Below are 25,951 nucleotides of genomic sequence, written 5' to 3' on the forward strand. Positions count from 1 at the left end.
GTTTTAGTACCTATACTTTTTATTACTAATCTACATTGTCATGTAAAAAAGAGTTGTTCTTTCTTATGGTTACTTCATTATTGTTAGACACATCTACAGAAGTTCTAGATATTTTATCTACATCTTGTTTGCTATGTAGCTCCAAACCTAATCTTTTGTATGCAGGTTCTTTTTCTATATCTTCTATCAAATCTTCATTAAAAGCTGCGTTTTTAAAACGATGACTGTATTTTTTAAATGTGCTTTTTCTTTTTTCTGCACTTCTTTGCAATTCAGATATTGTAACATTTAAAGGAGATACTTTGTCCTCATTATCATCATGAATTACTGTTTTTGCGACAGATTGTTCTCTAACTTCAAATTTAATTTCTTCTGGTTCATTCACCCCTATATTAGCTACCTTTTTCTCAATTTTTAAAGAAGATGCTTTGCTAATTGTTGGTTGTATATCAAAATCCTCTAACGTATATTTTTTTCCTCCATTTGGAGTTGCTTCTACCTTTATTTCTGGTTCATTTGTAGAAACATTGGCTTTCACCTCTTGCTCTACTTCTGCAAAATCATCTTCATCTTCTAAAACAAACACTGTTTTCTTAATCGGTTCTTCCTTTTGTTCAAAAACAACTTCTTCAGCATCAATTACAGGCAAATCAAAAACATTAAAAACTTCTTGTTCTGCTGTTGTTTCAGCTTGTATTTTAACCTCTTCGGCATCTACCACTGGCAAATCAAAAACATCTACCACATCGTTTTTAACTTCTACAGCTTGTTCTACTGGCAAGTCAAAAACATTCACCTTTGCCTTAGGCTCTTCTTCTATTACAGAAAATAAATCTGGAGTTATATCATTAATAATAAAATCATCTTCCGAAACATTTTCTAAAACTTCTTCTTCTTGTTTTACTTCTTCACAAACTACATCTATTTGCTCTATAGCCGATGTTGTCACCACCAATTCTTTCTCTGTGTCTTTTTTAGAACTTGTAAACGTTTCTGGTTCTTCATCTTCTAACAACTGATGAACTACTTTTTTTTCTGCAACAATTGGTTCATCAACAATACGAGTCATTCTTGGTCTAACTACAGATTGTTCCTCTTCAAAATTATAATGAGCAGTTTGTTCTGTATTTAGTGTGTGGTATACTTTTTTAACCTCTGTATTGGTAATATCTTTTTGTTGATCTATAGCAAAACCTGTAGCAACAACTGTTACTGCAATTGCATCTCCCAACTCATCATCTTCTCCAACTCCCATAATAATGTTGGCTTCGTAACCAGCTTCTTCTTGAATAAAATCGTTGATTTCTCCAATTTCATCTAAAGTTACTTCCTCGGTTCCAGAAACAATTAACAACAATACGTTTTTAGCTCCTCTAATTTTATTATCATTTAACAAAGGAGAGTCTAATGCTTTTCTAATGGCATTTTGAGCTCTGTTTTCTCCCACTTCTTTTGCAGATCCCATAATGGCAGTACCACTATTAGACAATACTGTTTTGGCATCATGTAAATCTATATTTTGTTTGTAGTGGTGTGTAATTACCTCTGCAATTCCTCTAGATGCTGTAGACAAGACCTCATCTGCTTTAGAGAACCCTGCTTTGAACCCTAAATTCCCATATACTTCTCTTAATTTGTTATTGTTAATAACAATTAAAGAGTCTACGTTTTCTCTTAATTCATCAACCCCTTTTTGCGCTTGTTTAGAACGCATTCTTCCTTCAAACTGAAACGGCATAGTAACAATCCCAACTGTTAAAATGTCCATTTTTTTAGCAATCCCAGCAATAATTGGTGCAGCACCTGTACCGGTTCCACCTCCCATACCTGCAGTAATAAAAACCATTTTAGTTTGAGAAGTCAACACTTTTTTAATTTCATCAATGCTTTCTTCTGCTGCTTTTTCTCCAACATCAGGGTTGGCTCCAGCTCCCAATCCAGAAGTTAAACTAACTCCTAATTGAATTTTATTGGGTACAGGGCTATTTTGTAACGCTTGTGCATCGGTGTTACAAATCACAAAATCTACTCCTTTAATGTCTTGGGTAAACATGTGATTTACGGCATTGCTACCTCCTCCTCCAACTCCTATTACTTTAATAGAATTGGATTGAGATTTTGGCATATCAAAAGCTACGTTGTTAAATGGTGTATCACTCATAATTATGGGATTTTTATGGGTCAATTTTTATTCTGCTTCGTTTAAAAAATCTTTTAGTCCAGAGGTAAACTTATCTAGCCAAGATTTTTTAGGTTCTTTTTTCTTTACTTCTTCTTTTTCTACCTCTTTAGGCTGCTCTTCCACAACTTCATTTTCTACAACATCTTCTTGTTTAGGTTCTACCCTTTCAAAAACAGGTGTTTCCTCGACTACTTCTTGTTTTTCTTCAGGTAATTTTTCCAAACCTTTCATTAACAACCCTACGGTAGTTGCAAATATTGGGCTTGACAATGCTTCATCTGATCCTCCTGCTAAATGCTCATTAGGATATCCTATTCGGGTATCCATTCCTGTAATATATTCTACTAACTGCTTTAAATGTTTTACCTGAGAACCTCCTCCAGTTAATACAATTCCAGCAATTAATTTTCCGTTTTGTGTATCGTGTCCATAGTTTTTAATTTCTAAATACACTTGCTCTATAATCTCCGTAACTCTGGCATGAATTACTTGAGACAAACTTTTTAATGTAATTTCTTTAGGTTCTCTACCTCTTAATCCAGGAATAGAAACAATCTCGTTGTCTTTATTTTCTCCTGGCCAAGCCGATCCAAATTTTACCTTTAACAATTCTGCTTGTTTTTCTATAATCGAAAAACCTTCTTTAATATCTTCTGTAATTACATTTCCTCCAAAAGGAATAACGGCTGTGTGTCTAATAATTCCATCTTTAAAAATGGCCAAATCGGTAGTACCTCCTCCTATATCTATTAAAGCAACACCTGCTTCTTTTTCTTCATCATTTAGCACTGCCTCTGCAGATGCCAATGGTTCCAAAGTAATGGCAGACAAACCTAAGCCCGAACTAGTTACACACCTCCCAATGTTTTTTATTTGGGAAACTTGCCCAACTACTACATGAAAATTAGCTTCTAATCTACCCCCATACATTCCTATTGGTTCAGAAATATCTGCTTGACTGTCTACTTTATATTCTTGTGGTAATACATGAATAATTTCTTCACCTGGCAACATAACCAATTTATGTACCTGGTTGATTAAATTCTCTATATCTTGCTCATCAATTACTTCTTCAGCATCTTGTCTAGTAATATAATCACTATGATGAATGCTTCTTATATGGTGCCCAGCAATTCCAACAGTAACTGTATCTATTTTTAATCCAGATACATTTTCTGCCTCTTCAACAGCTTGTTGAATAGACTGAATTGTTTGTGTAATGTTATTTACAACTCCACGTTTTACTCCTAGGCTTTTTGCTTTTCCTATTCCCAAAACTTCAATTTTACCATACTCGTTTTCACGACCAATCATGGCAGCAATTTTAGTGGTACCAATATCTAATCCTATAGCAATACGGTTATTTTCCATCCTTACTTATTTTGAGCAAACAACTTGATTGTTGTACTGTAAATCTATTTTTTTAAAAGTGGCAGACAAACTATCTTTTTCCATATAGGTGCAAAACACTTTTAATTTTTTAATTTTCTGATTTATTTGATTCAAATCACCTAACAAAACTTTTTGTTGATGGTAACGAGTTTGAAACCAATATCCTTCTTTATCTTTTTGAATTGATACCACTAATTTTTGCAAAAAATCATCTGAGTCAATTTTTTGAATTAACGGAAACACTTCTTGGGCTTTGATAAAACCATTTTTATTGTTGATAATTGGAACTCTTGCCGAATAATTATTAGACAAAGGCATTTCTAAGCCCTTTGCATCTAAATAAACTACATTTTGTACATTAAACATTCTAACCAGTGGCCTTCTTTGTTCTACACTTACTTCTATCTGCCCTTTAATCCCAACAGAAACCTGTGCAGATGAGACCATTGGGTGTGCCTGCACTTTGTTTTCTAATTCTTGTAAATTTATTAAGGTTTTAGGTTGATTTATAACGTGCTTGCTTTTTTGTATTAACAAGTTATTAACCATTTGATGAGTTAAAAATAAATTATCCTGATTATTAAACTTAATATCTACATTAGAAACCGTTCGCATTGCATTTCTTTTGGATGTAAACCCTAAAATAAGTGCTACTACGAATAACAACAAAACTGTTTTTATGTACACAAAGTATTTTTTCATGATGTTAACAATTCTTTAGTTACTTGTTCTACCAATACTCCTATATCTCCTGCTCCTAGCATAGCTACTACTGTAGCATCTGTTTTTTTAATTGTATTTATTACTTCTTTTTTGGTCTGCAAAGATTTGTTATTATTGTTGATTTTATCTAACAACCAATTTGAATTTATTCCTTCTATAGGCAATTCTCTGGCAGGATAAATATCTAACAAAACCACCTCATCAAACTTAGAGAGACTGCTTGCAAAATCATCTGCAAAATCTCTAGTTCTAGAAAACAAATGAGGCTGAAACACCACCAATATTTTTTGATTTGGATACATTTCTCTAACCGCACTTTCTACAGCTGCAATTTCTGTTGGATGATGTGCGTAATCATCTATCAACACAAAATTTGCTTCTTTTATTTTGTAAGAAAATCGTCTTTTTACTCCTCTGTAAGTAGCTAATGAAGTTTTAATTTCTTCCAAAGACAATCCGTGTTTTTCTGCCATAGCTATAGACACCAATGCATTCGATACATTGTGCCTACCTGGCAAATGAAACACTACATTTTCTACAAAACCACTTGGTGTTTTTACATCAAACACAAAAGATCCGTTTTCTATTTTTACGTTTAAAGCCTGATAATCTGCCTCTTCTTCTACCCCATATGTCAATCCATGAATTGGCAAACCTTTTTTTACAATCAACAAATCAGACACCTTATTCGCAAAATCTCGAAAAGAAGTTTCCAAAGCTTCTTTTTCTCCATAAATATCTAAATGATCTGCATCCATATTGGTAATACATGCCACGTTAGGTGCCAATTGTAAAAAGGAACGATCAAACTCATCTGCCTCTACTACTGATATTTGATCACCTCCTAAAATTAAATTGGAATTGTAATTTTCTGTAATTCCTCCTAAAAAAGAAGTTGCTCCTGTATTACACACATGCATAATGTGACCTAAAATAGAAGAGGTTGTTGTTTTTCCATGTGTACCTGCTACTGCATAACAAGTAGTATTTTTGGTAATTTCTCCTAAAATAGCCGCTCGCTTTATCACCTTAAATCCGTTGTTGTTAAAATACGCTAGTATTTTACTATCCTTAGGAATGGCAGGTGTATAAACCACCAATGTATGTTCTGCTTTTAGAAAAGAAACATCAATGGTTGTAATTTCATCAACAAAAGAAATAGACACACCTTGACCATCCAAAGCATCGGTAACCACAGATGGTGTTTTGTCGTAACCTGCTACTTGCTTGCCATTTTTCACAAAATAACTAGCAATAGCACTCATTCCAATACCACCTATACCCACAAAATATATGTTCTGTATTTCTTTTAATTCCACTTGGCTATTTTTTCTATTTCTTCTACTATTTCTACTGTTGCATTAGGTTTAGCCAATGCCTTTATATTTTCTGACAATTGATTTGCCTTTTTTTCTTTTTGAAGCAAACATTTTATTTTAGTCATAAAATGTTCTTTATCTGTTTCTTTTAACAAAATAGCTGCATTTTTATTTACTACAGCTGATGCATTTTTTGTTTGATGATCTTCTGCCACGTTAGGAGATGGAATAAAAACAACAGGCTTTCCTACAATACACAATTCAGAAACCGAACTTGCTCCAGCTCTAGACACAATGATATCTGCTGCTGCATATGCCAAATCCATTTGAGATAAATAGGCATGTGTTTGCACTCCTTGTAAACTATTGTGTTTTTTATACTCTTCTATATAAAACTTACCCGTTTGCCAAATAATCTGCAATTCGCTACGCAACAAATCTTTTAAATTCGTTTCTATAATTTGATTGATAGCTCTTGCTCCCAAACTTCCTCCTAACACTAACAATGTTTTTTTAGAAGCATCTAGTTTAAAATGCTGAACTCCCTCTTCTCTTTTTGATGAAATCGTCAACAAATCTTGCCTTACCGGATTTCCTGTAAATACTATTTTATGTGCAGGAAAAGAAGATTCCAAACCTTCATAAGCCACACAAACTTTGTCTACCTTTTTGGCCAACAACTTATTGGTAATACCAGCATAAGAGTTTTGTTCTTGTATTAAAGTTGGCACTCCTCTTTTAGCCGCTACATACAACACTGGACCGCTGGCAAAACCTCCTGTACCTATAGCTACATCAGGTTTAAAAGCACGAACAATAGCTCTTGCTCTCCTAACACTGTCTAATACTTTTAAAGGAAATAATAAATTTTTAGCAGACAAATTACGTTGCAAACCAGAAATCCACAGTCCTTTAATTTGGTAACCTGCCTGAGGAACTTTTTCCATTTCCATTTTATCTTGAGCCCCTACAAATAAAAATTCAGCATTTGGATAACGATTTTTTAATTCGTTAGCAATTGCAATTGCAGGATAGATGTGTCCACCTGTTCCTCCTCCGCTAATTAATATTTTTTTAATGTTACCCATACTTTATATTATACTTCTTCTAATTCTTCTTTTGGGTACAAATTTTCTAAAGGATCTTCACTTTGCTCTTCTAATTCTTGCTCTGTTAATTTTGCCGATGCAGATACACTTAACACCATCCCTATAGCCAAACAAGTCATCCATATAGAAGTACCACCACTACTTATTAAAGGTAAGGTTTGCCCTGTAACCGGCCCTAAATTGGTAGCTACCATCATATTAATTACTGCTTGAAATACAATAGGAAAACCAACCCCTACTACCAACAACTTTCCAAACACCGTTCCTGCATTTTTAGTAGCTACATACATTCTAAATGTTAACATAAAATAGGCCAATAGAACACCACAAGCTCCTACCAAACCGTATTCTTCTACAATAATGGCAAAAATAAAATCTGATGAGGATTGTGGTAAAAAGTTCTTTTGAACACTTTTACCAGGTCCTTTACCTGTTATTCCACCTGTAGCTATGGCTATTTTTGCATTTTCCACCTGGTAACCTTCTTTGGACTCTTTGTCCGAAAAAGATTCTATTCTGCTCATCCAAGTATCTACCCTGTTAGGCATTAAACCAGGAAATGCCTTTGCTGTTAACACAAACAATAGTAAAATTAATACTCCTGCCCCTACAATACCCGCTAAATACTTTAACGGATACCCTCCTACAAAACAAAGAATTAAAACCATTAAGAAAACAATGGCTGTGGTAGAAAAGTTAGCCGGAAGAATAAACATTAAGACCAATGCAATGGGAACCCACAATCTTACCAAACTTTCTTTAAACCCTATTTCTACTTCTTTATTTTTGGCTAAGTATCTAGCTGTGTATACCATAATTACCAAACCAGCCAATGTAGATGTTTGAAAACCTACACCTATAATAGGAATACGAATCCATCTGGCAGCATTAGCTCCCCCAATGGTAGTTCCTTGTGCCAACGTTACAATTAGCAAAACAATTACAATGGGAATCATAACCACAGAAACTCCGCTAAAATAACGGTAAGGTACTCTGTGGATAAAAAACATAATAGCAAACCCCATTAGCAACAATACTGCGTGCTTTACTAAAATACCTATAGTAGTACCGTTACCAGCTACATACACCAAGTTTGTACTAGCACTGTAAACTGGCATGAAAGAAAACAATGCCAATACAGCAACTAGTGCCCATATAAAAAGGTCACCTTTAATGTATGATTTTATGTAACGTATTAATTTCATTCTATAAGTTTCTTACAGCATCTTTAAACTTTCTACCTCTATCTTCATAATTTTCAAACAAATCAAAACTAGCACACGCAGGAGATAGTAAAACTGTTTCTCCTTTATCGGCTAATTTGTAAGCTATTTTAACTGCAGCATCAGCACTTTCTACCTCTTCAATAAAATCTACAATACCTCCAAATGCTGCTTTAATTTTAGTATTATCTAATCCTAGGCAAATAATAGCTTTTACCTTTTCTCTAACCAACGGATATAGCTCTGTATAATCGTTTCCTTTATCAACTCCACCTACAATCCAAACTGTTGGATTATTCATACATTCCAAAGCATAAAAGGTTGCGTTTACATTGGTTGCTTTAGAATCGTTAATATATTCTACTCCATTTACTTTTAATACATGCTCTAATCTATGTTCTGCTCCTTCAAAACTTTCAAGAGACTCTAAAATTGTTTGTTTTCTTGCCTTTAGCAATTGTGCAGCCAAAGTAGCCGCCATAGCATTCTTAGTATTGTGTTTACCTTGCATTGATAATTTTGAAATGCTCATTCTAAATTCTTTTTTTCTAATATTAATCACTATATCATTTTGGTCTACATAAGCTCCATATTCTTGTTTTGTTTCTAAAGAAAATGGTACTAATTGAGCCTTTGGGTTGTATTTTTTTATTCCCCGCACAACCACAGGGTCATCTGCATCATAGATCAAATAATCTGATGATTTTTGATTTTTTGATATTCTAAATTTTGAAGCAATGTATTTTTCAAAATTGTACTCATATCTATCTAAATGGTCTGGAGTAATATTGGTAATGATGGCGATATGTGGTCTAAAAAATGCTATACCATCTAACTGAAAACTACTCAACTCCAAAACGTATTTATCAAAATTTTGATTTGCTACTTGTTTGGCATAGCTATCTCCTATATTTCCTGCAATTCCAACATTATAACCCGCTTGTTTTAACAAGTGATATGTTAACATTGTTGTTGTGGTTTTTCCATTAGAACCTGTAATTCCAATAACTTTAGCATTGCTGTATTTTGCTGCAAATTCAATTTCTGAAACTACCGGAATTCCTGCTGCCACAATGCTTTTAATAAATGGAATATGATCTGGAATTCCTGGACTTTTTACCACTACAGTGGCATTCATAATTAAATGAGTTGTGTGTTGGCCAGATTCAAAAGCAATTCCTTCTTTTTTTAATTGATTTAAGTACTGTTCTTTAATTTCAGACTTATCAGATACAAAAACATCCATTTCTAACTTTTTAGCTAAAATGGCTGCTCCTACTCCGCTTTCTCCTGCCCCTAAAACAACTACTCTATCCATCTATCTCATTTTTAAGGTTACAACAGACAACACAGCCAACAAGATTCCTATAATTAAAAATCTTGCTACTATTTTACTTTCGTGATATCCTTTCTTTTGGTAATGATGATGTAAAGGAGCCATTTTAAAGATTCTTCTACCTTCACCAAACTTTTTCTTTGTGTATTTAAACCATCCTACTTGTAGAATTACAGACATGTTTTCTGCAAAAAAGATTCCTGCCAATACAGGAATCAACAGTTCTTTACGAACTGCAATAGCAATTACTGCTATAATTCCTCCAATGGTTAAACTACCTGTATCTCCCATAAACACTTGTGCCGGATAGGTATTGTACCATAAAAAACCAATCAATCCACCTGCAAACGCACTGATATAAACTGTCATTTCTCCTGAATTTGGAATGTACATTACATTCAAATAATCAGAAAACACAATATTTCCGGACACCCATGCAAAAACCCCCAGAACTGCTACAATAATGGTAGAACTTCCAGCTGCTAATCCATCAATTCCATCTGTTAAATTGGCTCCATTAGAAACTCCTGTTACAATAAAAATAACTACTGGAATAAAAATAAGCCAAGCGTAACTAGACAAATCATCTCCTACCCAATTTAAAACAGAGGCATAATCAAATTCATTTCCCTTTAAGAAAGGAATGGTTGTTTTTACTGATTTATGAGCTTGTCCAAACAAATGTGTGTTGGCTATTTTTTCTGAAAAAGGCAATTCAGATTTCATAGTTACCGATGGATGAAAATAAAACATCACTCCTACAAACAATCCTAAACCAACTTGCCCCAAGACTTTAAACTTTCCTTTTAATCCTTCTTTGTCTTTTTTGAATACTTTAATGTAGTCATCTATAAAACCTATAACCCCCATCCATAAGGTAGTTACAATTAGAATTAATACATAAATATTATCTAACTTGGCAAATAAGAACACCGGAATTAAGGTGGCTAGAATAATAATAATTCCCCCCATAGTTGGTGTACCTGCTTTTTGTACTTGTCCATCTAAACCTAAATCTCTAACTGTTTCTCCTATTTGTTGTTTTCTTAAATAGTTGATTAATCTTTTTCCGTAAATAGTAGACAATAGCAATGAAACCATAAATGCCAAAGCAGAACGGAATGTGATAAACTGAAACAAACTAGCTCCTGTTAATTGATATTCATTTTCTAAAAAATCGAACAAGTAATACAACATTATTTTTTTAGTATTTCAAAGGTTTCTATTAGTGTTTCTTTATCGTTAAAATAAAATCGTTCTCCATTAATTTCTTGATAGGTTTCGTGTCCTTTTCCTGCCACCAAAACCACATCGTTCTTTTTTGCCAATTTACAAGCAGTTTTAATGGCTTGTTTTCTATCTTCTATAACCAGAACTTTGGCCGAAAAATCTTCTGTAATCCCAGCCTCCATATCTTCTAAAATAGCAGTAGGATTTTCTGTTCTAGGATTGTCTGACGTTAAAATAACTTGCGTACTTAATTCAGCAGCAATGGCTGCCATTTTAGGTCTTTTGGTTTTATCTCTATCACCACCACAACCTACTACCGTAATTAAATTCACGTTAGGCTGTGCAATATCTTTAATAGTACTTAATATATTTTTTAAAGCATCGGGAGTGTGTGCATAATCTACCACGCTTACAATACCTGTATTAGATACTTGATATTGAAACCTACCATCTACACTTTTTAATTGACTTAAAGCTGTTAACAATTCCAAATCATCAACCCCTAATTCTTTGGCTACTCCATAAATAGCCGCTAAGTTAGAAGCGTTAAAACCTCCAACCAATTGCACCCAAACCTCTTGATTGTTAATTTGCAATAACATTCCAGAAAAACTCTTTTCTAAAATTCTTACTTTGTAATCTGCCAATGTTTTTTGGGAATAGGATTTTTTAACTGCCTTGGTATTTTGCAACATAATATTCCCATTCTTATCATCTACATTAGTTAATGCAAAAGCTTTTTTTGGCAAATTATCAAAGAATGCTTTTTTAACATCTCTGTACTCGCTAAACGTTTTGTGATAATCTAAATGATCGTGTGTAATATTGGTAAAAACTCCACCATTAAAATCTAATCCATAAGTTCTAGCTTGATGAATTCCGTGAGAACTCACCTCCATAAAACAATATTCCACTCCACTTTTTACCATTTGAGCCATAAACTGATTGATTGCTAATGAATCTGGCGTGGTATGTGTTGCCGAAAAAACCTCTTGATCTATTACTACTTTTACCGTAGACAACAATCCTGTTTTGTACCCCAACTCCTGAAACAACTGACATAGTAAACTAGCCACTGTTGTTTTTCCGTTGGTACCTGTAACCCCTACTAACTTTATTTTTTCTGAGGGATGTTCGTAAAAATTAGCTGCCAATTGAGCCAAAGCTATATTGGCATTGGCTACAACTATGTATATTGTGGATGAATGAATTTTTTCTGGTAACTCTTGACAAACAATAACATTTGCCCCTAAGGCAATTGCCTTGTCTATATACAAATGTCCATCTACATGTACTCCTTTTTGAGCGACAAACAAAGTATTAGATACTACCTTTCTAGAATCAAAAGCAATAGCTGTTACTTCTACCAACTGTTGATTCCAGTTTTTAGAGGCTAGTACCTTTACATTATGTAAAATTTTATTTAATTCCATATTAATACAATACTACTTGTTGTCCCTTTTTTATAGCTACCCCTTGTTTAATAGATTGCTTTTTAACAAAACCTAAATCTCCGTTAAGCGCTACTTTTAATCCTTTATTTTCTAACACCGAAATAGCATCCATTACTGGCATACCACTAACATTCGGCATTTTACTTTCTGTATTTAAATTTTCTTTTTGAAACTGTTTGTTTGACTGTTCTAGCAAGGCTAATTGAGGAGTTCCTAAAAACACTTCTTCCTCTTGCAAATCGCTAGTATATATTTTTTGAGCAATTGCTTTAAACACAGGAGCTGCCACTGTGGCTCCATAATACCCTTTTCTTTTATTAGGTTTATTTACCACTACAATGCATGAATATTTAGGATTTTCTGCCGGAAAAAAACCAGCAAAAGAAGAAACATATTGTGTATTTTCTGTCCAATATTCAGTTTGACAAGTACCTGTTTTACCTGCCATTGAAAATTTAGGAGAATACAATTTTTCTCCTGTTCCTCTTACAACTACATTCTTTAAAATTTCTTGCAACTTAGAAATGGTTTCTTCAGAAGCTATTTTTGGATTTAAAACTTCAGGGGCAAAAGATTTTTCTACCTCTCCGTTGTTTTTTAACTCTTTAATAAACTTTGGTTTTACCATTACTCCATTGTTAGCAATAGCATTGTAAAAGGTAAGCAATTGCAGAGCCGTTACTTTTACACCATAGCCCCAAGCCATCCAAGGCAAAGACAATCCATTCCAGCTTTTTGGATCTCCTCTTTTAACATATTTTGGATCGGGTATAAACGGTTTTCCTTCCCCTTTAATTGGTACTCCTATTTTACTACCAAAACCTAATTTGTTAATTCCATCTACAAACTGCTGAGGATTGCTACTATAAGATTCCATGACCATTTTTGCAATTCCGACATTAGAAGAAACTTCTATTGCTCTAGCCAAAGATATTTTCCCATACCCTCCTCTATGAGAATCTATAATACTTCTTCCATAAACCTTAATTCTTCCTTTTTCTGTATCTACAACATCTCCTGTATCTACTTTTTTATCTTCCAACCCTACTAACAAACTAGCCAATTTAAATGTAGAGCCAGGTTCTTGTGCCTCATAAATTGCATAGTTTCTTTTTTCATAATACCCACCATTCACACCATTTTTTCCCAAATTCGCAATAGCTCTAATTTCACCTGTTTTGGTTTCCATCACTACCACACAACCATGATCCGCCTCAAAATTTTCTAACTGCTCTAACAAAGCATGATGAGCTACATCTTGTATATTCACATCAATGGTTGTAATTACATCACTACCATCTTGTGGTTCTTGTTCATTTTTATCGTTGATAGGTTTCCACTGTCCTTTGGCTATTTTTTGCTTTTTTCTCCAACCGTGCTGTTCTCTTAAATATTTTATATAAGCACCTTCTACTCCTACATTACCTCGATAATCGGCATAACCAACAGTTCTTACTCCCATCTCCCCTAAAGGTCTAGCTCTTACATTTCTTTGCTCGGTAATTAACCCACCTCTATATTGACCCAATCTTAAAATTGGAAATGTTTTTAACCTTGCATAATCTATATACCCTAGGTCTTTAGCCAAAAACAAATAACGATTCTTACGTCTTTTGGCGGTTCTTAAATAGTTTTTATAATACAATGATGGTTTTCCAAATAAAACAGACAAAGAATCACTTAATGCATTGATGTTTTTTTCAAACACATCATTTTTAATAGACACCAAATCCAATCGTACTGTATATTTAGACATGGTTGTCGCCAACAAATCTCCATTGGTAGCATATATATTTCCTCTATTCGCAAAAACAGTATCTGTTTTAATTGTACGCTGAGCAGATATTTTACGATAATGAGTTCCTTCTACAGATTGAATATACCCCACACGTATAGCCAATACAATAAAAAGCAGGGTTAGCATTAACACCAACCAGCCCAATCTATCTACAATACTTTTTTTTGTGGTACTCAATTGTACTATTTATTTAGACGTTTTTACAACAATTTTTACAGGAGGTTCTTCCGATGCTTCCAAACCCTGCTCCGCTACTTTTTCTTTAATGGTAGACTCCATTTTTAAATGAGTTACCTTAGTAGCACTATCAATATACTCTGCTTTTAAGGCTCTTATCTTTTTAGTTAAAACTGCAATTTTTATTACTTTTTCATCGGTTCTATGTGCACAAGTAATCATTACTATAGACATCATTAACACAACAAAAATGACCCTCCAATTCTTAAAAGAGTCTGTTTTCACTAAAAAATCTCCTTTTAACAACCCCGATACAAATTCTCCAACTCCCATATTAGGTCTTTTTCAATTTTGCAATCCTTAGTTTAGCACTACGCGCTCTATTGTTATTTTTTATTTCTTCTTTACTAGGAACAATTAACCCACCTACTTTTACCATAGGCACGCTAAAATTTCCATAAAAATCTTTTTCTGGCTCTCCTTCAAACAATCCTTTCTGAATAAACCTCTTAACCAATCTATCTTCTAAAGAGTGATACGAGATAACACTCAACCTACCATCTTCTGTTAAAATTTCAGGAATCTGAGCTAAAAACTCTTTCAATACCTCTAACTCTTGATTTACTTCTATTCTTAGCGCTTGAAAAATTTGAGCTAAAATTTTATGTTCTTTTGCTTTTGGTAAAAACTGGGCCAACACTTCTTTCAACTCAAAACTGGTTTCAATCTTTTGTTCTGTACGAGCTTCTACAATTACCTTTGCCATTGCTCTCCCATTTCTTAACTCACCATATTGAAACAAAAGATTGGCTAAATCTTCTTGTGAATACTCATTAATAATATGGTAGGCACTTACCTCAGACTTTTGATCCATTCGCATATCTAGCTGAGCATCAAAACGAGTAGAAAAACCTCTCTCTGCCTGATCAAATTGATGAGATGAAACTCCAAAATCACCCAAAACACCATCTACTTTTCTAACACCATAAAACCTTAAAAAACGTTGTATGTATCTAAAATTTTGAGGTATTAAAGTAAACCGATCATCATCCAAAGCATTTTCATGAGCATCAGGGTCTTGATCAAAAGCAAACAACTTTCCTTCTTCTCCTAACCTAGATAAAATCTCTCTAGAATGTCCACCTCCTCCAAAAGTCACATCTACATACACCCCATCTGGCTTTATTTCTAAAGCATCTACACTCTCTTTTAACAACACTGGACTATGATAACTCATTCTCTTCTGTATTTAAACCTCCCATAACTTGCTCTGCCAACTCAGCAAAATCATCTAAAGCTCCATTAATTGCATTTTCGTACAATTCTTTATCCCATATCTCTATAATAGATACTGCTGATGACAACACTACTTCTTTTTTTATTTTAGAATATGCCAACAAATCTTTTGGCAATAACAATCTTCCAGAAGCATCTAACTCTATATTTTTTACACCCGCAGTAAACAATCGAATAAAATCATTGTTTTTTTTCACAAAACGATTCAGTTTTCCAACCTGCCCCATCACCTTGTTCCATTCTTTCATTGGATACAACTCCAAACAAGGCTGAAACACAGAACGCTTTAACACAAACCCCTCATGCACAACACTTTCTAGCTGTTTTTTTAATCCAGCCGCAAGCATTACACGACCTTTCGTGTCTGTCTTACATTCATATGTTCCTATTAATGATTCCACCTTTTTCGTTCTATTTTTCAAAAATATAAAATATTTTACCACTTTTTACCACTTTACCCCACATTGTTAATAAGTTTTCCCACAAACAAGCCAAATGCTTACATTTTAAATATCAACTAGTTAAGAACGCTATTCTTTGCAAAACAGCTATATTTAACAATTCGTGTTTTTTTATCAAAAAAAGTTTACATTTGTGCCAAACCTAAGCCTAGAAAATAAGCATGGAATATAACGTTAAAACGGAGGGAGAGTTTAAGTACATTGAAGCTGGAGAAGGTAAAACAATTATTGTTTTACACGGTTTAATGGGAACTCTTGATGATTTTGCGGGTGTGGTAAAACACTTTTCTAAAAACGGATACAGAGTCTTAGTACCTGAATTACCTATATATACATTACCTATAATTAAAACCAATGTTAAGAACTTAGCTAAATTCGTAAAAAACTTTATGGAATTTAAAAACGTTCCTAACGCTATACTATTAGGAAACTCCCTTGGAGGTCATGTTTCTTTATACATTACCAAAGCTTTTCCTGAACTGGTAAATTCTTTAGTACTTACGGGTAGCTCTGGTTTATATGAAAATGCCATGGGTGACACATACCCAAAACGAGGAGACTACGAATATATAAAAGCCAAAACAGAGGCTGTGTTTTACGATCCAAAAACAGCTACCAAAAAAATGGTTGATGATTTATTTGAAACCGTAAACGATAGAAACTGTGCAATTCGTATTTTAGCATTAGCTAAAAGTGCCATTAGACACAATATGGCTAAAGATTTGCCTAACATGAAGATACCTACTTGTTTGGTATGGGGAAAACAAGACAATGTTACACCGCCAGATGTAGCAAATGAGTTTAATCAATTAATGCCAAATTCAGAATTATTTTGGATTGATAAATGTGGACATGCTCCTATGATGGAACACCCAGATTTATTTAACGAAATTGTTGCTGCTTGGTTTGAAAAAAACAATTTGAAATAATGCAGATTAAATCTGCCGAATTTGTCATCAGTAATTCTGAGGTATCTAAATGCCCTACAGAAAACATTCCTGAATACGCATTTATTGGAAGATCTAACGTTGGTAAGTCTTCTTTAATAAACATGCTTACGGGTAGAAATAAGCTTGCAAAAACATCTAGTACTCCAGGAAAAACACAATTAATCAATCATTTTAAGATTAATAAAAACTGGTTTTTGGTAGATTTGCCTGGTTATGGTTACGCACGTGTTTCAAAATCAACAAAAAAAGAATTTCAAAGTTTTATTACCGACTATTTTAAGCAACGTAAAGAACTGGTTTGCACATTTGTATTGATAGATTCTCGTCATACACCTCAGAAAATAGATGTAGATTTTATGGAATTTTTAGCAGAAAATGAAATTCCTTTTGCTATTATATTCACCAAAACAGACAAATTAAAACCTAAAGCCATTACCCAAAACATAACCAAATACAAAGAAGTTATGTTAAAAGGGAATTGGGCATATTTCCCTACTTATTTCACTTCATCATCTAGCAACAAAAGTGGAAAAGAAGAAATTTTAAGTTTTATTGATCAAATTAATAGTGATTTTAATACTGGAAATCTATAACTAGTATTACTTGTTTATGCACTCTACAAAACAAAATTTAAAAGTTTTATTTGAAGACAATCACATTGTAGTGGTTAACAAACGTTCTGGCGATATTACACAAGGTGATAAAACTGGCGACAAACCTTTAAGTGATGTTGTTAAAGAATACATTAAAGAAAAAGAAAACAAACCAGGGAATGTTTATTTAGGTGTGGTACACCGATTAGACAGACCTACTTCTGGAATTGTAATTTTTGCAAAAACCTCTAAAGCTTTAGAAAGATTAAACAAAGCGTTGCGAGATAAAAAAATTCACAAAACCTATTGGGCCGTAGTGAACAAAATTGATATTCCTGCAAAACAAACCTTATCTCATCATTTGGTTAAAAACCCTAAGAACAACAAATCTAGCATTTGCAATCCCAATACACAAGGAGCTAAACACGCTATCCTCCACTACCAAATTCTAAAAAAACTAGATAATTTTCAGCTATTAGAAATTGAATTAGAAACCGGTAGACACCATCAAATTAGAGTACAACTTTTTTCTTTAGGATGCACCATTAAAGGAGATTTAAAATATGGTGCCAAACGAAGTAATAAAGATGGAAGCATTCACTTGCATGCTCGTAAAATAGAATTTATCCATCCGGTAAAAAAAGAACCGGTAACAATAATTGCTCCGGTTCCTGATGATGCTATTTGGAAAGCTTGCGAAGGTTAAACCTTAAGGAATTCTCATCATATTATTTTGAGCTCGCTGGATTTGCTGTTGCATTATCTGATTTTGATGATTTTGCTGTTCTTGAAATAAATTTTGATGAAACTGATTTATAAACCAAGAATCAAGCTCTCTTTTCTTTTTCTTCTTTTTTTCTTTTTTCTTCTTTTTGGAATAAACTGTCAAATCCTTTGATACTTCCACTCCAGGAATTTTCAATTCAAGTGTTTTACCAATAGTATCTTTTAATTTAAAAAAAGTACTACTCTTTAAAACCACAGAGTCTTTTAGCACTTTTTTTTGACCTATTTCACTCTTTAATCTTACAGATGTCCGTTTCTGGTTTTTAAAACTTTGCGAAAAACCCAAAAAACTATTAAACAAGAAAACAACTATCAACCACTTTTTCATTTTTATTTTTCAACAAAAATAAAAAAGCCTGACTAAGTCAGGCTTTTTATACATTTTATTTTACTTATTGTTTATGAACAATACTCATCATAGGCTCCAGACAAGTTTGCTGCAATAGCTTCTGCCGAATGCCCTTCAATGTGATGACGTTCTAACATGTGTACCAATTGACCGTCTTTAAACAACGCTACCGCTGGTGATGATGGAGGAAAAGGAATCATAAATTCACGTGCTTTTTGAACTGCTGGTCCATCAACTCCTGCAAACACAGTTCCTAAGCTTGTTGGTAATTTTGCGTTTTGTAAAGAAGCAATTACTCCTGGTCTTGCCGTTCCTGCAGCACAACCACAAACTGAATTTACCACTACCAAAGCAGTTCCTTCTTTTGCTAAAAACGATTCAACATCTGCAGGAGACTTTAAAGCCTCTACTCCTGCTTGTACTAATTGAGCCTCCATTGGAGCTGTTAATTCTTGTGGATACATATCTATATACTTTTTTAAATTCTACATAAACGATTCTTAACTTGGAATCGATGTGCAAATTTAGACAATAAATATTCCAAAACCTTACAGTATGACACTTTATCGAAATTCGTAAAAAACAAACCTCCTCTACATACTTTTACTGACAGATCTTCCGATTCCAATAAAGGCAAGATTCTTGTTTTATTTAAACTTTAAAATTAAAAAACAGAAAATGAAAAAATTCGCAAATTGGATTGGAGCCGGAATTGGATGGGCTGCAGGAGGACCTATTGGTGCTGCGTTAGGTTATTTAATTGGCTCTGTATTAAAAGGAGCTTCTACAGATTATTCTGAATTTCAAACCAATAACAATAGCTATACTAACCAAACAACACAAGCAGGAGACTTTGAAATTAGCTTACTATTTTTAGCCGCTGTAGTTATTAAAGCCGATGGAAAAATTTTACAGAAAGAATTAGACTATGTTCGCAACTATTTTGTACAGATGTATGGAAAAGATAGGGCCAACAATGCTTTTAAATTATTTAAAGGAATTATTAACGACACCACACTATCTACACAAGAAGTTTGTACTCAAATAAGAAACCATATGACTGCCGAGTCTCGTACTCAACTGGTTCATTTCTTATTCGCCATTGCAGATTCAGATGGTCATGTAGCTGATGTGGAAGTACAAACCATTCAAACAATTGCTAATTATTTATACATTAGCCAAGCTAGTTTTAACTCTATAAAAGCAATGTTTTATAACAATGCAGAAGCTGCTTATCAAATTTTAGAAATTGATAAAAATGCGACTAACGATGAAATTAAAAAAGCATATAGAAGATTGGTCAAACAACATCACCCTGATAAATTAAGTCATTTAGGTGAAGAGCATTTAAAAGGAGCGCAAGAAAAATTTCAGAAAATTCAAGAAGCTTACGATACCATTAAAAAAGAAAGAGGAATTTAAAACTCTTTCTTTTTTTGTTCCTAAAAACCTCAAATACAAGCAAAAATCCTATTGTGATTCATCAATTAAAAGCGTATTTTCGCAAACCTAAATGAATACCCAATAAAATGAGTACAAAATTCAAAGAACACAAAGGATTAAGTTTAACGAACATTGCTGCAGAAACATTAAAATTTTGGCAAGAAAACAACATCTTTCAAAAAAGTATTGATGCTAGAGAAGGAAAAGAACCTTACGTGTTTTTTGAAGGACCACCATCTGCAAACGGACTACCTGGAATTCATCACGTTTTAGGAAGAACCATTAAAGATGTTTACCCTCGTTTTAAAACCATGAAAGGGTTTAAAGTACAACGTAAAGCTGGATGGGATACACACGGTTTACCAGTAGAATTAGGTGTAGAAAAAGAATTGGGAATTACCAAAGAAGACATTGGTACAAAAATTACGATTGAAGAATACAATGCTGCTTGTAAAAAAGCAGTAATGAAATATACCGATATTTGGAACAACTTAACAGAGCGTATTGGGTATTGGGTAGATATGGAAGATCCGTACATTACCTACAAACCTAAATACATGGAAACTGTATGGTGGTTGTTGGGTCAGATTTATAAAAAAGACTTAATTTACAAAGGATATACCATTCAGCCTTATTCACCTAAAGCTGGAACAGGATTAAGTTCTCACGAAATTAATCAACCTGGAGCTTATCAAGATGTTACAGATACTACTATTGTTGCTCAGTTTAAAGCAATTACAAAAACACTTCCTGCTAGTTTACAAAACTTAGAAGAAGTACATTTATTAGCATGGACAACTACTCCTTGGACTTTACCAAGTAACACAGCCTTAACCGTAGGGCCAAAAATTGAGTATGTTTTAGTAAAATCATACAATCAATATACTTTTGAACCTATCAACGTTGTCTTGGCTAAAAACTTAGTTGCAAAACAATTTGGAAAAAAGTTTGCTGCTGTAACAACTGAAGAAGAACTACAAGCTTATAAGCAAGGAGATAAAAAAATTCCGTTTTTAGTTGGAGAAACCTTTTTGGGTAAAGATTTAGAAGGAATAAAGTACGAGCAATTATTACCTTGGGCACTACCGTATGAAAATCCAGAAAATGCTTTTAGAGTAATTACAGGAGATTTTGTGACTACAGAAGACGGTACAGGTATTGTGCACACAGCTCCTACTTTTGGTGCAGATGATGCTTTTGTAGCAAAAAATGCAACACCAGAAGTACCACCAATGTTGGTCTTAGATGACAACGAAAACCCAGTTCCTTTGGTAGACTTACAAGGGAAATTTACCAAACACGTAGGCCCTCATGCAGGAAAATATGTAAAAAACGAATACTATAATGATGGCCAAGCTCCAGAAAAATCTGTAGACGTAGAAATTGCCATTCAGTTAAAGGAAGAAAACAAAGCCTTTCATGTAGAAAAATACAAGCACAGTTACCCACATTGTTGGAGAACAGACAAACCTGTATTGTACTACCCATTAGACTCTTGGTTTATAAAAATTACGGAAGTTAAAGACCGTATGCACCAATTAAACGAAACCATTAACTGGAAACCAGAATCTACCGGAACGGGTCGTTTTGGAAACTGGCTTAAAAACGCAAACGACTGGAACCTATCTCGTTCTCGTTATTGGGGAATTCCATTACCAATTTGGAGAACCGAAGATGGTACAGAAGAAATATTGATTAGTTCTGTTGCAGAATTAAAAGTTGAAATTGAAAAAGCTCGTGAAGCGGGTATTAAAAACCCTACTTCTTTTGATGCTTTTGAAGTTGGAAACATGTCCGAAGAAAATTACAATCAAATCGACTTGCATAAAAACATAGTTGATGAGATTACTTTAATTTCTCCTAAAGGACAACCTATGAAACGAGAAGCAGACCTTATTGATGTTTGGTTTGATTCTGGTGCCATGCCCTATGCACAACAACATTATCCTTTTGAAAACAAGGAATTAATAGACAACAAAGAGTTTTATCCTGCTGATTTTATTGCAGAAGGAGTAGATCAAACTCGTGGATGGTTTTACACCTTGCATGCAATTAGCACCATGGTTTTTGACAATGTTGCCTACAAAAATGTAGTATCTAACGGATTGGTTTTAGACAAGCATGGTAAAAAAATGTCTAAGCGTTTAGGTAATGGTATTGATCCTTTTTCAACCATGGATCAGTACGGACCTGATGCTACACGTTGGTACATGATTTCTAATGCCAACCCATGGGACAATCTTAAGTTTGATTTAGAAGGAGTAGATGAAGTAAGACGTAAGTTTTTTGGAACACTATACAATACATATTCTTTCTTTACTTTATATGCCAATATTGATGGATTTAAATATACTGAAGCTGACATAAAACTAGAAGATAGACCTGAAATTGATCGTTGGATTTTATCGGAATTAAACACCTTAATTCAAAAAGTAGATAAATTTTACAATAGTTACGAAGCCACCAAAGCCACACGTGAAATTCAAGACTTTGTAACCGAAAACTTATCTAACTGGTTTGTACGTTTAAGCAGAAGAAGGTTCTGGAAAGGCGACTACGGTACTGATAAAATATCTGCTTACCAAACACTATATACATGTATGCTAACAGTTGCAAAACTTGGAGCTCCTGTTGCCCCATTTTTCATGGACAATCTTTACAAAGATTTAACCTCTGCTACACAAACAGAAAGTTTTGAATCTGTACATTTGGCCGAGTTTCCAAAAGCTGATAATACTGTTATTAATAGTGACTTAGAGCGTAAAATGCAAAAAGCACAACAAATATCATCAATGGTATTGTCATTGCGTAAAAAAGAAATGATCAAAGTACGTCAACCATTACAAAAAATAATGATTCCTGTATTAGATCATCAACAAAAAGAGGATATAGAAGCTGTTAAAGAATTAATTTTATCAGAGGTAAACGTTAAAGAAATAGAATTGCTAGACGATGCTTCGGGTGTGTTGGTTAAAAACATCAAACCTAATTTTAAAGTTCTAGGACCTCGTTTTGGTAAAAATATGAGATTCGTAGGTGCTGAAATTCAAAAATTTACGCAAGAAGACATTGCAAAACTGGAACGTGAAGGTAAAATTAATGTTAAGATTGAAGAAAATTTAGTAGATTTAACGCTAGAAGAAGTTGAGATTAGCTCTCAAGACATTGAAGGTTGGTTGGTTGTAAACCAAGGAGGTTTAACCGTTGCTTTAGATGTTACTATTTCTGAGGAATTAAGAAACGAAGGAATTGCAAGAGAATTAATTAATAGAGTTCAAAACTTAAGAAAAGATTCTGGTTTAGAAGTTACTGATAAAATTAAATTATCGATTCTTAACAACGAAAGTTTAACAAACGCTGTAACTGCTAATCAAGATTATATTAAGAGCGAAACGTTAACTGAAGAATTAGAATTTGTAGCCGAATTAGCAAATGGTTTGGCTATAGAGTTTGACGATATTAAAAGTAAAATTGATATACATAAAATTTAAACGTTATGGCAACAGATGAAAAAGTAGTATATAGCGATGCTGATTTAGCAGAGTTTAAAGAGATTATTTTAAAGAAAATTGAAAAAGCTAAGAAAGATTTAGAAATCTTACAAAGCTCTTATAAAAACGGAAGTTCTAACAATACAGACGATACTTCTCCTCAATTTAAAGCTTTTGAAGAAGGTTCTGAAACCATGTCTAAAGAAGCAAACGTACAGTTAGCAATTCGTCAAGAAAAGTTTATTCGCGATTTAAAAAATGCTTTATTGCGTATTGAAAATAAAACTTATGGTATTTGCCGTGCTACAGGAAAATTAATACAAAAGCAAAGATTACGTTTGGTTCCACATGCAACCTTAAGTATTGATGCAAAAAACGCTGAAAGAAAATAAAAAAGAACAATGTTCTTTTAATTGCCATATAATAAAAGTTTGTAATTTCGGTTGCAAACTTTTCTTTTTAAAATCCCTATGAACACAAAAAAATCTATTCTATTAATTATCGTTGTTTTGCTAATTGATCAAATCAGTAAAATATACATTAAAACTAATTTTCAATTAGGTGAAGAAATTTATGTTTTTGATTGGTTCAGAATTCATTTTATTGAAAATAATGGGGCTGCTTGGGGAACAGAATTAGGTGGAAAAACTGGTAAATTAATCCTTACTTTATTCCGTTTATGCGCTATTGTGGGAATTGGAATTTGGTTGCGTAACTGCATAAGAGACAAAAATCACAATTTGTTAATTATTGCTGTGTCTTTAATTTTTTGTGGAGCTTTAGGAAACATAATAGATTCTGTTTTTTATGGAATTATTTTTAACGATTCTTATGGGCAGGTTGCCACTTTTACAACCTCTAACCCCTACGGTACTCTTTTTCACGGAAAGGTGGTAGACATGCTTTATTTCCCTATTTGGCAAGGCACACTACCAGAATGGCTACCTATAATGGGAGGTAATTTTTTTACTTTTTTTAATGCCATTTTTAACATTGCCGACTCTGCAATATCTATTGGGGTTATGATTTTATTATTCTTTAGTAAAACAATCTTCCCTAAAAAATAATTTTAATAAAAATGCCTTTCTGTTTTTGTACAAACATAATTAATCGTAATATTGCAATATATAATTTAACATAGATGGGTTTAGTTAAAACTGAAAAATTTACCGTAGAACAAAACAGAATAGCATTGTTAGCTAAAGCTTTTGGGCATCCTGCTAGAGTGGCAATTCTACAACACTTATTCAAGATTAATTCTTGTGTTTGTGGAGACTTGGTGAATGAAATTGGATTGGCACAACCCACTATATCACAGCATTTAAAAGAACTAAAAAACTTAGGACTAATTAAAGGTAGTATTGAAGGAACTAGTGTTTGCTATTGTATAGACTCACAAAACTGGTTAGATATGAAAGAAATTATGTTTGAATTTTTAAATCAAGACTTAACAGAAAAGAACTGCTGTTAAAAAAATTTGCCATCATTAATCGTAAAAACGCAATATATAAATATTATGAAATTATCAGAAGTAAAAAAAGAATTAAACAGATTAGAAACCATCGCTTTTGAATTGCCAAATGGAGAATTGGTTCCTAGTCATTTTCACGTTACAGAAGTAGGAAAAGTAAGCAAACACTTTATAGACTGTGGTGGAACCGTTCGTAAAGAAGAGGTTGTAAACTTTCAGTTATGGAATGCAGATGATTATGACCACAGATTGCATCCAGAAAAATTATTAAACATCATTGAATTATCAGAAAAAACGCTGGGTATAGAAGATTTAGAAATTGAGGTAGAGTACCAAGCAGAAACTATTGGGAAATTTGGATTGGACTTTAACGGAAAAAACTTTTTACTAACCTCTAAACAAACAGATTGTTTAGCGAAAGATAGTTGTGGTATTCCAGAACCTAAAGAAAAAGAAATTCCTGTAACAACTAACAGTTGTACTCCAGGAGGAGGTTGTTGTTAATTATTAAAAATTAAACCATAAAAAAATGATCGCTACAAAATCTAATGTATTTACTAACATTGCAGAAACTATTAAAAGTTTACAACCCGAAACTATTTCGGCAGAACGTAAAGAAGCTCTACAACCTTTAGTTGATTTTATTCAGTCTAAAGCAGAAAATAAAGAAGACATTCGTATCAACTTTATTTGCACACACAATTCAAGAAGAAGTCACTTGTCTCAAGTTTGGGCTCAAGCCACAGCATCTTATTTTGGAATTAAAAACGTGTATTGTTATTCTGGTGGAACAGAAGCTACGGCTCTTTTTCCTAAAGTAGCAGAAACTTTGGAAAGTAATGGATTTCAAATTCAAAAACTTTCTGAAACAGACAATCCTGTATATAGTATTAAGTATAGCCAAAATGCACATCCTATTATTGGTTTTTCTAAAAAATTAGATGATACTTTTAATCCAGAAGGAGAGTTTGCTGCAGTAATGACTTGTTCTCAAGCAGATGGTGGATGTCCTTTTATTGCAGGAGCAGAAAAACGTATTCCTATTACTTTTGAAGATCCAAAAGCGTTTGACAATACACCTCAACAGACTGAAAAATACAACGAAAGAAGTTTACAAATAGCAACAGAAATGTTCTATGTTTTTTCTCAAGTAAAATCTTAAAAAATC

At 33.4% G+C, this 25,951-nt stretch carries 25 protein-coding genes; 10 read left to right on the plus strand and 15 right to left on the minus strand.

The features are described 5' to 3' along the window. Nucleotides 1-25: 25 nt before the first annotated feature. The 13 genes from ftsZ to mraZ are packed head-to-tail and all read right to left on the minus strand — an operon-like array spanning nt 26 to nt 15,640. The gene (gene ftsZ, locus ACY2IJ_RS08340) at nt 26-2,161 is read right to left on the minus strand and encodes a cell division protein FtsZ (protein WP_476723906.1); all 2,136 of its coding nucleotides are present in this window, start codon (nt 2,159-2,161) and stop codon (nt 26-28) included. 27 nt (nt 2,162-2,188) lie between these two features. Further along, complete coding sequence (ftsA, locus tag ACY2IJ_RS08345) at nt 2,189-3,553, minus strand: cell division protein FtsA (protein ID WP_476723907.1); 1,365 nt, start codon at nt 3,551-3,553, stop codon at nt 2,189-2,191. Between the two features lie 6 nt (nt 3,554-3,559). Then, nucleotides 3,560-4,276, minus strand: coding sequence for a cell division protein FtsQ/DivIB (locus tag ACY2IJ_RS08350; RefSeq protein ID WP_476723908.1), 717 nt, complete (start codon nt 4,274-4,276; stop codon nt 3,560-3,562). Beyond that, a complete protein-coding gene (gene murC / locus ACY2IJ_RS08355; protein ID WP_476723909.1) occupies nt 4,273-5,616 on the minus strand; it encodes a UDP-N-acetylmuramate--L-alanine ligase in 1,344 nt (447 codons plus the stop codon). The genes ACY2IJ_RS08350 and murC overlap by 4 nt, the downstream gene beginning before the upstream one ends. Continuing rightward, the gene (gene murG, locus ACY2IJ_RS08360) at nt 5,607-6,704 is read right to left on the minus strand and encodes an undecaprenyldiphospho-muramoylpentapeptide beta-N-acetylglucosaminyltransferase (protein ID WP_476723910.1); all 1,098 of its coding nucleotides are present in this window, start codon (nt 6,702-6,704) and stop codon (nt 5,607-5,609) included. The genes murC and murG overlap by 10 nt, the downstream gene beginning before the upstream one ends. An 8-nt stretch (nt 6,705-6,712) precedes the next feature. After that, nucleotides 6,713-7,921, minus strand: a complete 1,209-nt coding sequence (locus tag ACY2IJ_RS08365) for an FtsW/RodA/SpoVE family cell cycle protein (protein WP_476726547.1) — start codon at nt 7,919-7,921, stop codon at nt 6,713-6,715. Between the two features lie 10 nt (nt 7,922-7,931). Then, nucleotides 7,932-9,266 (minus strand): UDP-N-acetylmuramoyl-L-alanine--D-glutamate ligase, encoded by a 1,335-nt coding sequence (gene murD, locus ACY2IJ_RS08370; RefSeq protein ID WP_476723911.1) that lies wholly within the window; start codon nt 9,264-9,266, stop codon nt 7,932-7,934. Then, nucleotides 9,267-10,481: a phospho-N-acetylmuramoyl-pentapeptide-transferase gene (gene mraY / locus ACY2IJ_RS08375; protein WP_476723912.1), complete on the minus strand. Its 1,215-nt coding sequence runs from the start codon at nt 10,479-10,481 to the stop codon at nt 9,267-9,269. Next, entirely contained in the window at nt 10,481-11,947 is a 1,467-nt protein-coding gene (locus ACY2IJ_RS08380; RefSeq protein WP_476723913.1) for a UDP-N-acetylmuramoyl-L-alanyl-D-glutamate--2,6-diaminopimelate ligase, read from the minus strand. The genes mraY and ACY2IJ_RS08380 overlap by 1 nt, the downstream gene beginning before the upstream one ends. A gap of 1 nt (nt 11,948) precedes the next feature. Next, nucleotides 11,949-13,943, minus strand: a complete 1,995-nt coding sequence (locus ACY2IJ_RS08385; protein WP_476723914.1) for a penicillin-binding protein — start codon at nt 13,941-13,943, stop codon at nt 11,949-11,951. 9 nt (nt 13,944-13,952) lie between these two features. Further along, nucleotides 13,953-14,276, minus strand: a complete 324-nt coding sequence (locus tag ACY2IJ_RS08390; RefSeq protein ID WP_476723915.1) for an FtsL-like putative cell division protein — start codon at nt 14,274-14,276, stop codon at nt 13,953-13,955. Nucleotide 14,277: 1 nt separating this feature from the next. Further along, complete coding sequence (gene rsmH / locus ACY2IJ_RS08395; protein WP_476723916.1) at nt 14,278-15,180, minus strand: 16S rRNA (cytosine(1402)-N(4))-methyltransferase RsmH; 903 nt, start codon at nt 15,178-15,180, stop codon at nt 14,278-14,280. Beyond that, the gene (mraZ, locus tag ACY2IJ_RS08400) at nt 15,167-15,640 is read right to left on the minus strand and encodes a division/cell wall cluster transcriptional repressor MraZ (protein ID WP_476723917.1); all 474 of its coding nucleotides are present in this window, start codon (nt 15,638-15,640) and stop codon (nt 15,167-15,169) included. Before mraZ ends, rsmH begins: the two co-directional genes overlap by 14 nt. 221 nt (nt 15,641-15,861) lie before the next feature. Here mraZ and ACY2IJ_RS08405 point away from each other — a divergent pair, with 221 nt between their 5' ends. From ACY2IJ_RS08405 to ACY2IJ_RS08415, 3 genes are read left to right on the plus strand one after another with little or no spacing between them, the layout of a single operon-like run. Beyond that, a complete protein-coding gene (locus ACY2IJ_RS08405; protein WP_476723918.1) occupies nt 15,862-16,629 on the plus strand; it encodes an alpha/beta fold hydrolase in 768 nt (255 codons plus the stop codon). Beyond that, nucleotides 16,629-17,243, plus strand: a complete 615-nt coding sequence (gene yihA / locus ACY2IJ_RS08410; protein WP_476723919.1) for a ribosome biogenesis GTP-binding protein YihA/YsxC — start codon at nt 16,629-16,631, stop codon at nt 17,241-17,243. Before ACY2IJ_RS08405 ends, yihA begins: the two co-directional genes overlap by 1 nt. Nucleotides 17,244-17,259: 16 nt before the next feature. After that, nucleotides 17,260-17,949 carry an RluA family pseudouridine synthase gene (locus ACY2IJ_RS08415; protein ID WP_476723920.1) on the plus strand — a complete coding sequence of 230 codons (690 nt, stop codon included), beginning with the start codon at nt 17,260-17,262 and terminating at the stop codon, nt 17,947-17,949. Nucleotides 17,950-17,952: 3 nt separating this feature from the next. Here ACY2IJ_RS08415 and ACY2IJ_RS08420 read toward each other — a convergent pair whose 3' ends face one another. Beyond that, nucleotides 17,953-18,357: a hypothetical protein gene (locus tag ACY2IJ_RS08420; RefSeq protein WP_476723921.1), complete on the minus strand. Its 405-nt coding sequence runs from the start codon at nt 18,355-18,357 to the stop codon at nt 17,953-17,955. A 71-nt stretch (nt 18,358-18,428) separates the two neighbouring features. Next, on the minus strand, nt 18,429-18,842 hold the full coding sequence (locus tag ACY2IJ_RS08425; RefSeq protein WP_476723922.1) for a BrxA/BrxB family bacilliredoxin: 414 nt from the start codon (nt 18,840-18,842) through the stop codon (nt 18,429-18,431). A gap of 214 nt (nt 18,843-19,056) precedes the next feature. Here ACY2IJ_RS08425 and ACY2IJ_RS08430 point away from each other — a divergent pair, with 214 nt between their 5' ends. From ACY2IJ_RS08430 to ACY2IJ_RS08460, 7 genes are all read left to right on the plus strand, one after another. Further along, on the plus strand, nt 19,057-19,800 hold the full coding sequence (locus ACY2IJ_RS08430; RefSeq protein ID WP_476723924.1) for a TerB family tellurite resistance protein: 744 nt from the start codon (nt 19,057-19,059) through the stop codon (nt 19,798-19,800). Nucleotides 19,801-19,907: 107 nt separating this feature from the next. After that, nucleotides 19,908-23,312, plus strand: a complete 3,405-nt coding sequence (gene ileS / locus ACY2IJ_RS08435; protein WP_476723925.1) for an isoleucine--tRNA ligase — start codon at nt 19,908-19,910, stop codon at nt 23,310-23,312. A gap of 5 nt (nt 23,313-23,317) precedes the next feature. After that, a complete protein-coding gene (locus ACY2IJ_RS08440; RefSeq protein ID WP_476723926.1) occupies nt 23,318-23,704 on the plus strand; it encodes a TraR/DksA family transcriptional regulator in 387 nt (128 codons plus the stop codon). A gap of 78 nt (nt 23,705-23,782) precedes the next feature. Then, the gene (locus tag ACY2IJ_RS08445) at nt 23,783-24,379 is read left to right on the plus strand and encodes a lipoprotein signal peptidase (protein ID WP_476723927.1); all 597 of its coding nucleotides are present in this window, start codon (nt 23,783-23,785) and stop codon (nt 24,377-24,379) included. A 74-nt stretch (nt 24,380-24,453) separates the two neighbouring features. Continuing rightward, nucleotides 24,454-24,783, plus strand: a complete 330-nt coding sequence (locus ACY2IJ_RS08450; RefSeq protein ID WP_476723928.1) for an ArsR/SmtB family transcription factor — start codon at nt 24,454-24,456, stop codon at nt 24,781-24,783. Between the two features lie 45 nt (nt 24,784-24,828). Beyond that, nucleotides 24,829-25,287, plus strand: a complete 459-nt coding sequence (locus ACY2IJ_RS08455) for a DUF6428 family protein (RefSeq protein WP_476723929.1) — start codon at nt 24,829-24,831, stop codon at nt 25,285-25,287. Between the two features lie 25 nt (nt 25,288-25,312). Then, entirely contained in the window at nt 25,313-25,945 is a 633-nt protein-coding gene (locus ACY2IJ_RS08460) for an arsenate-mycothiol transferase ArsC (RefSeq protein ID WP_476723930.1), read from the plus strand. The last annotated feature ends 6 nt before the right edge of the window (nt 25,946-25,951 follow it).

It is taken from the genome of Wenyingzhuangia gracilariae (assembly GCF_056387575.1).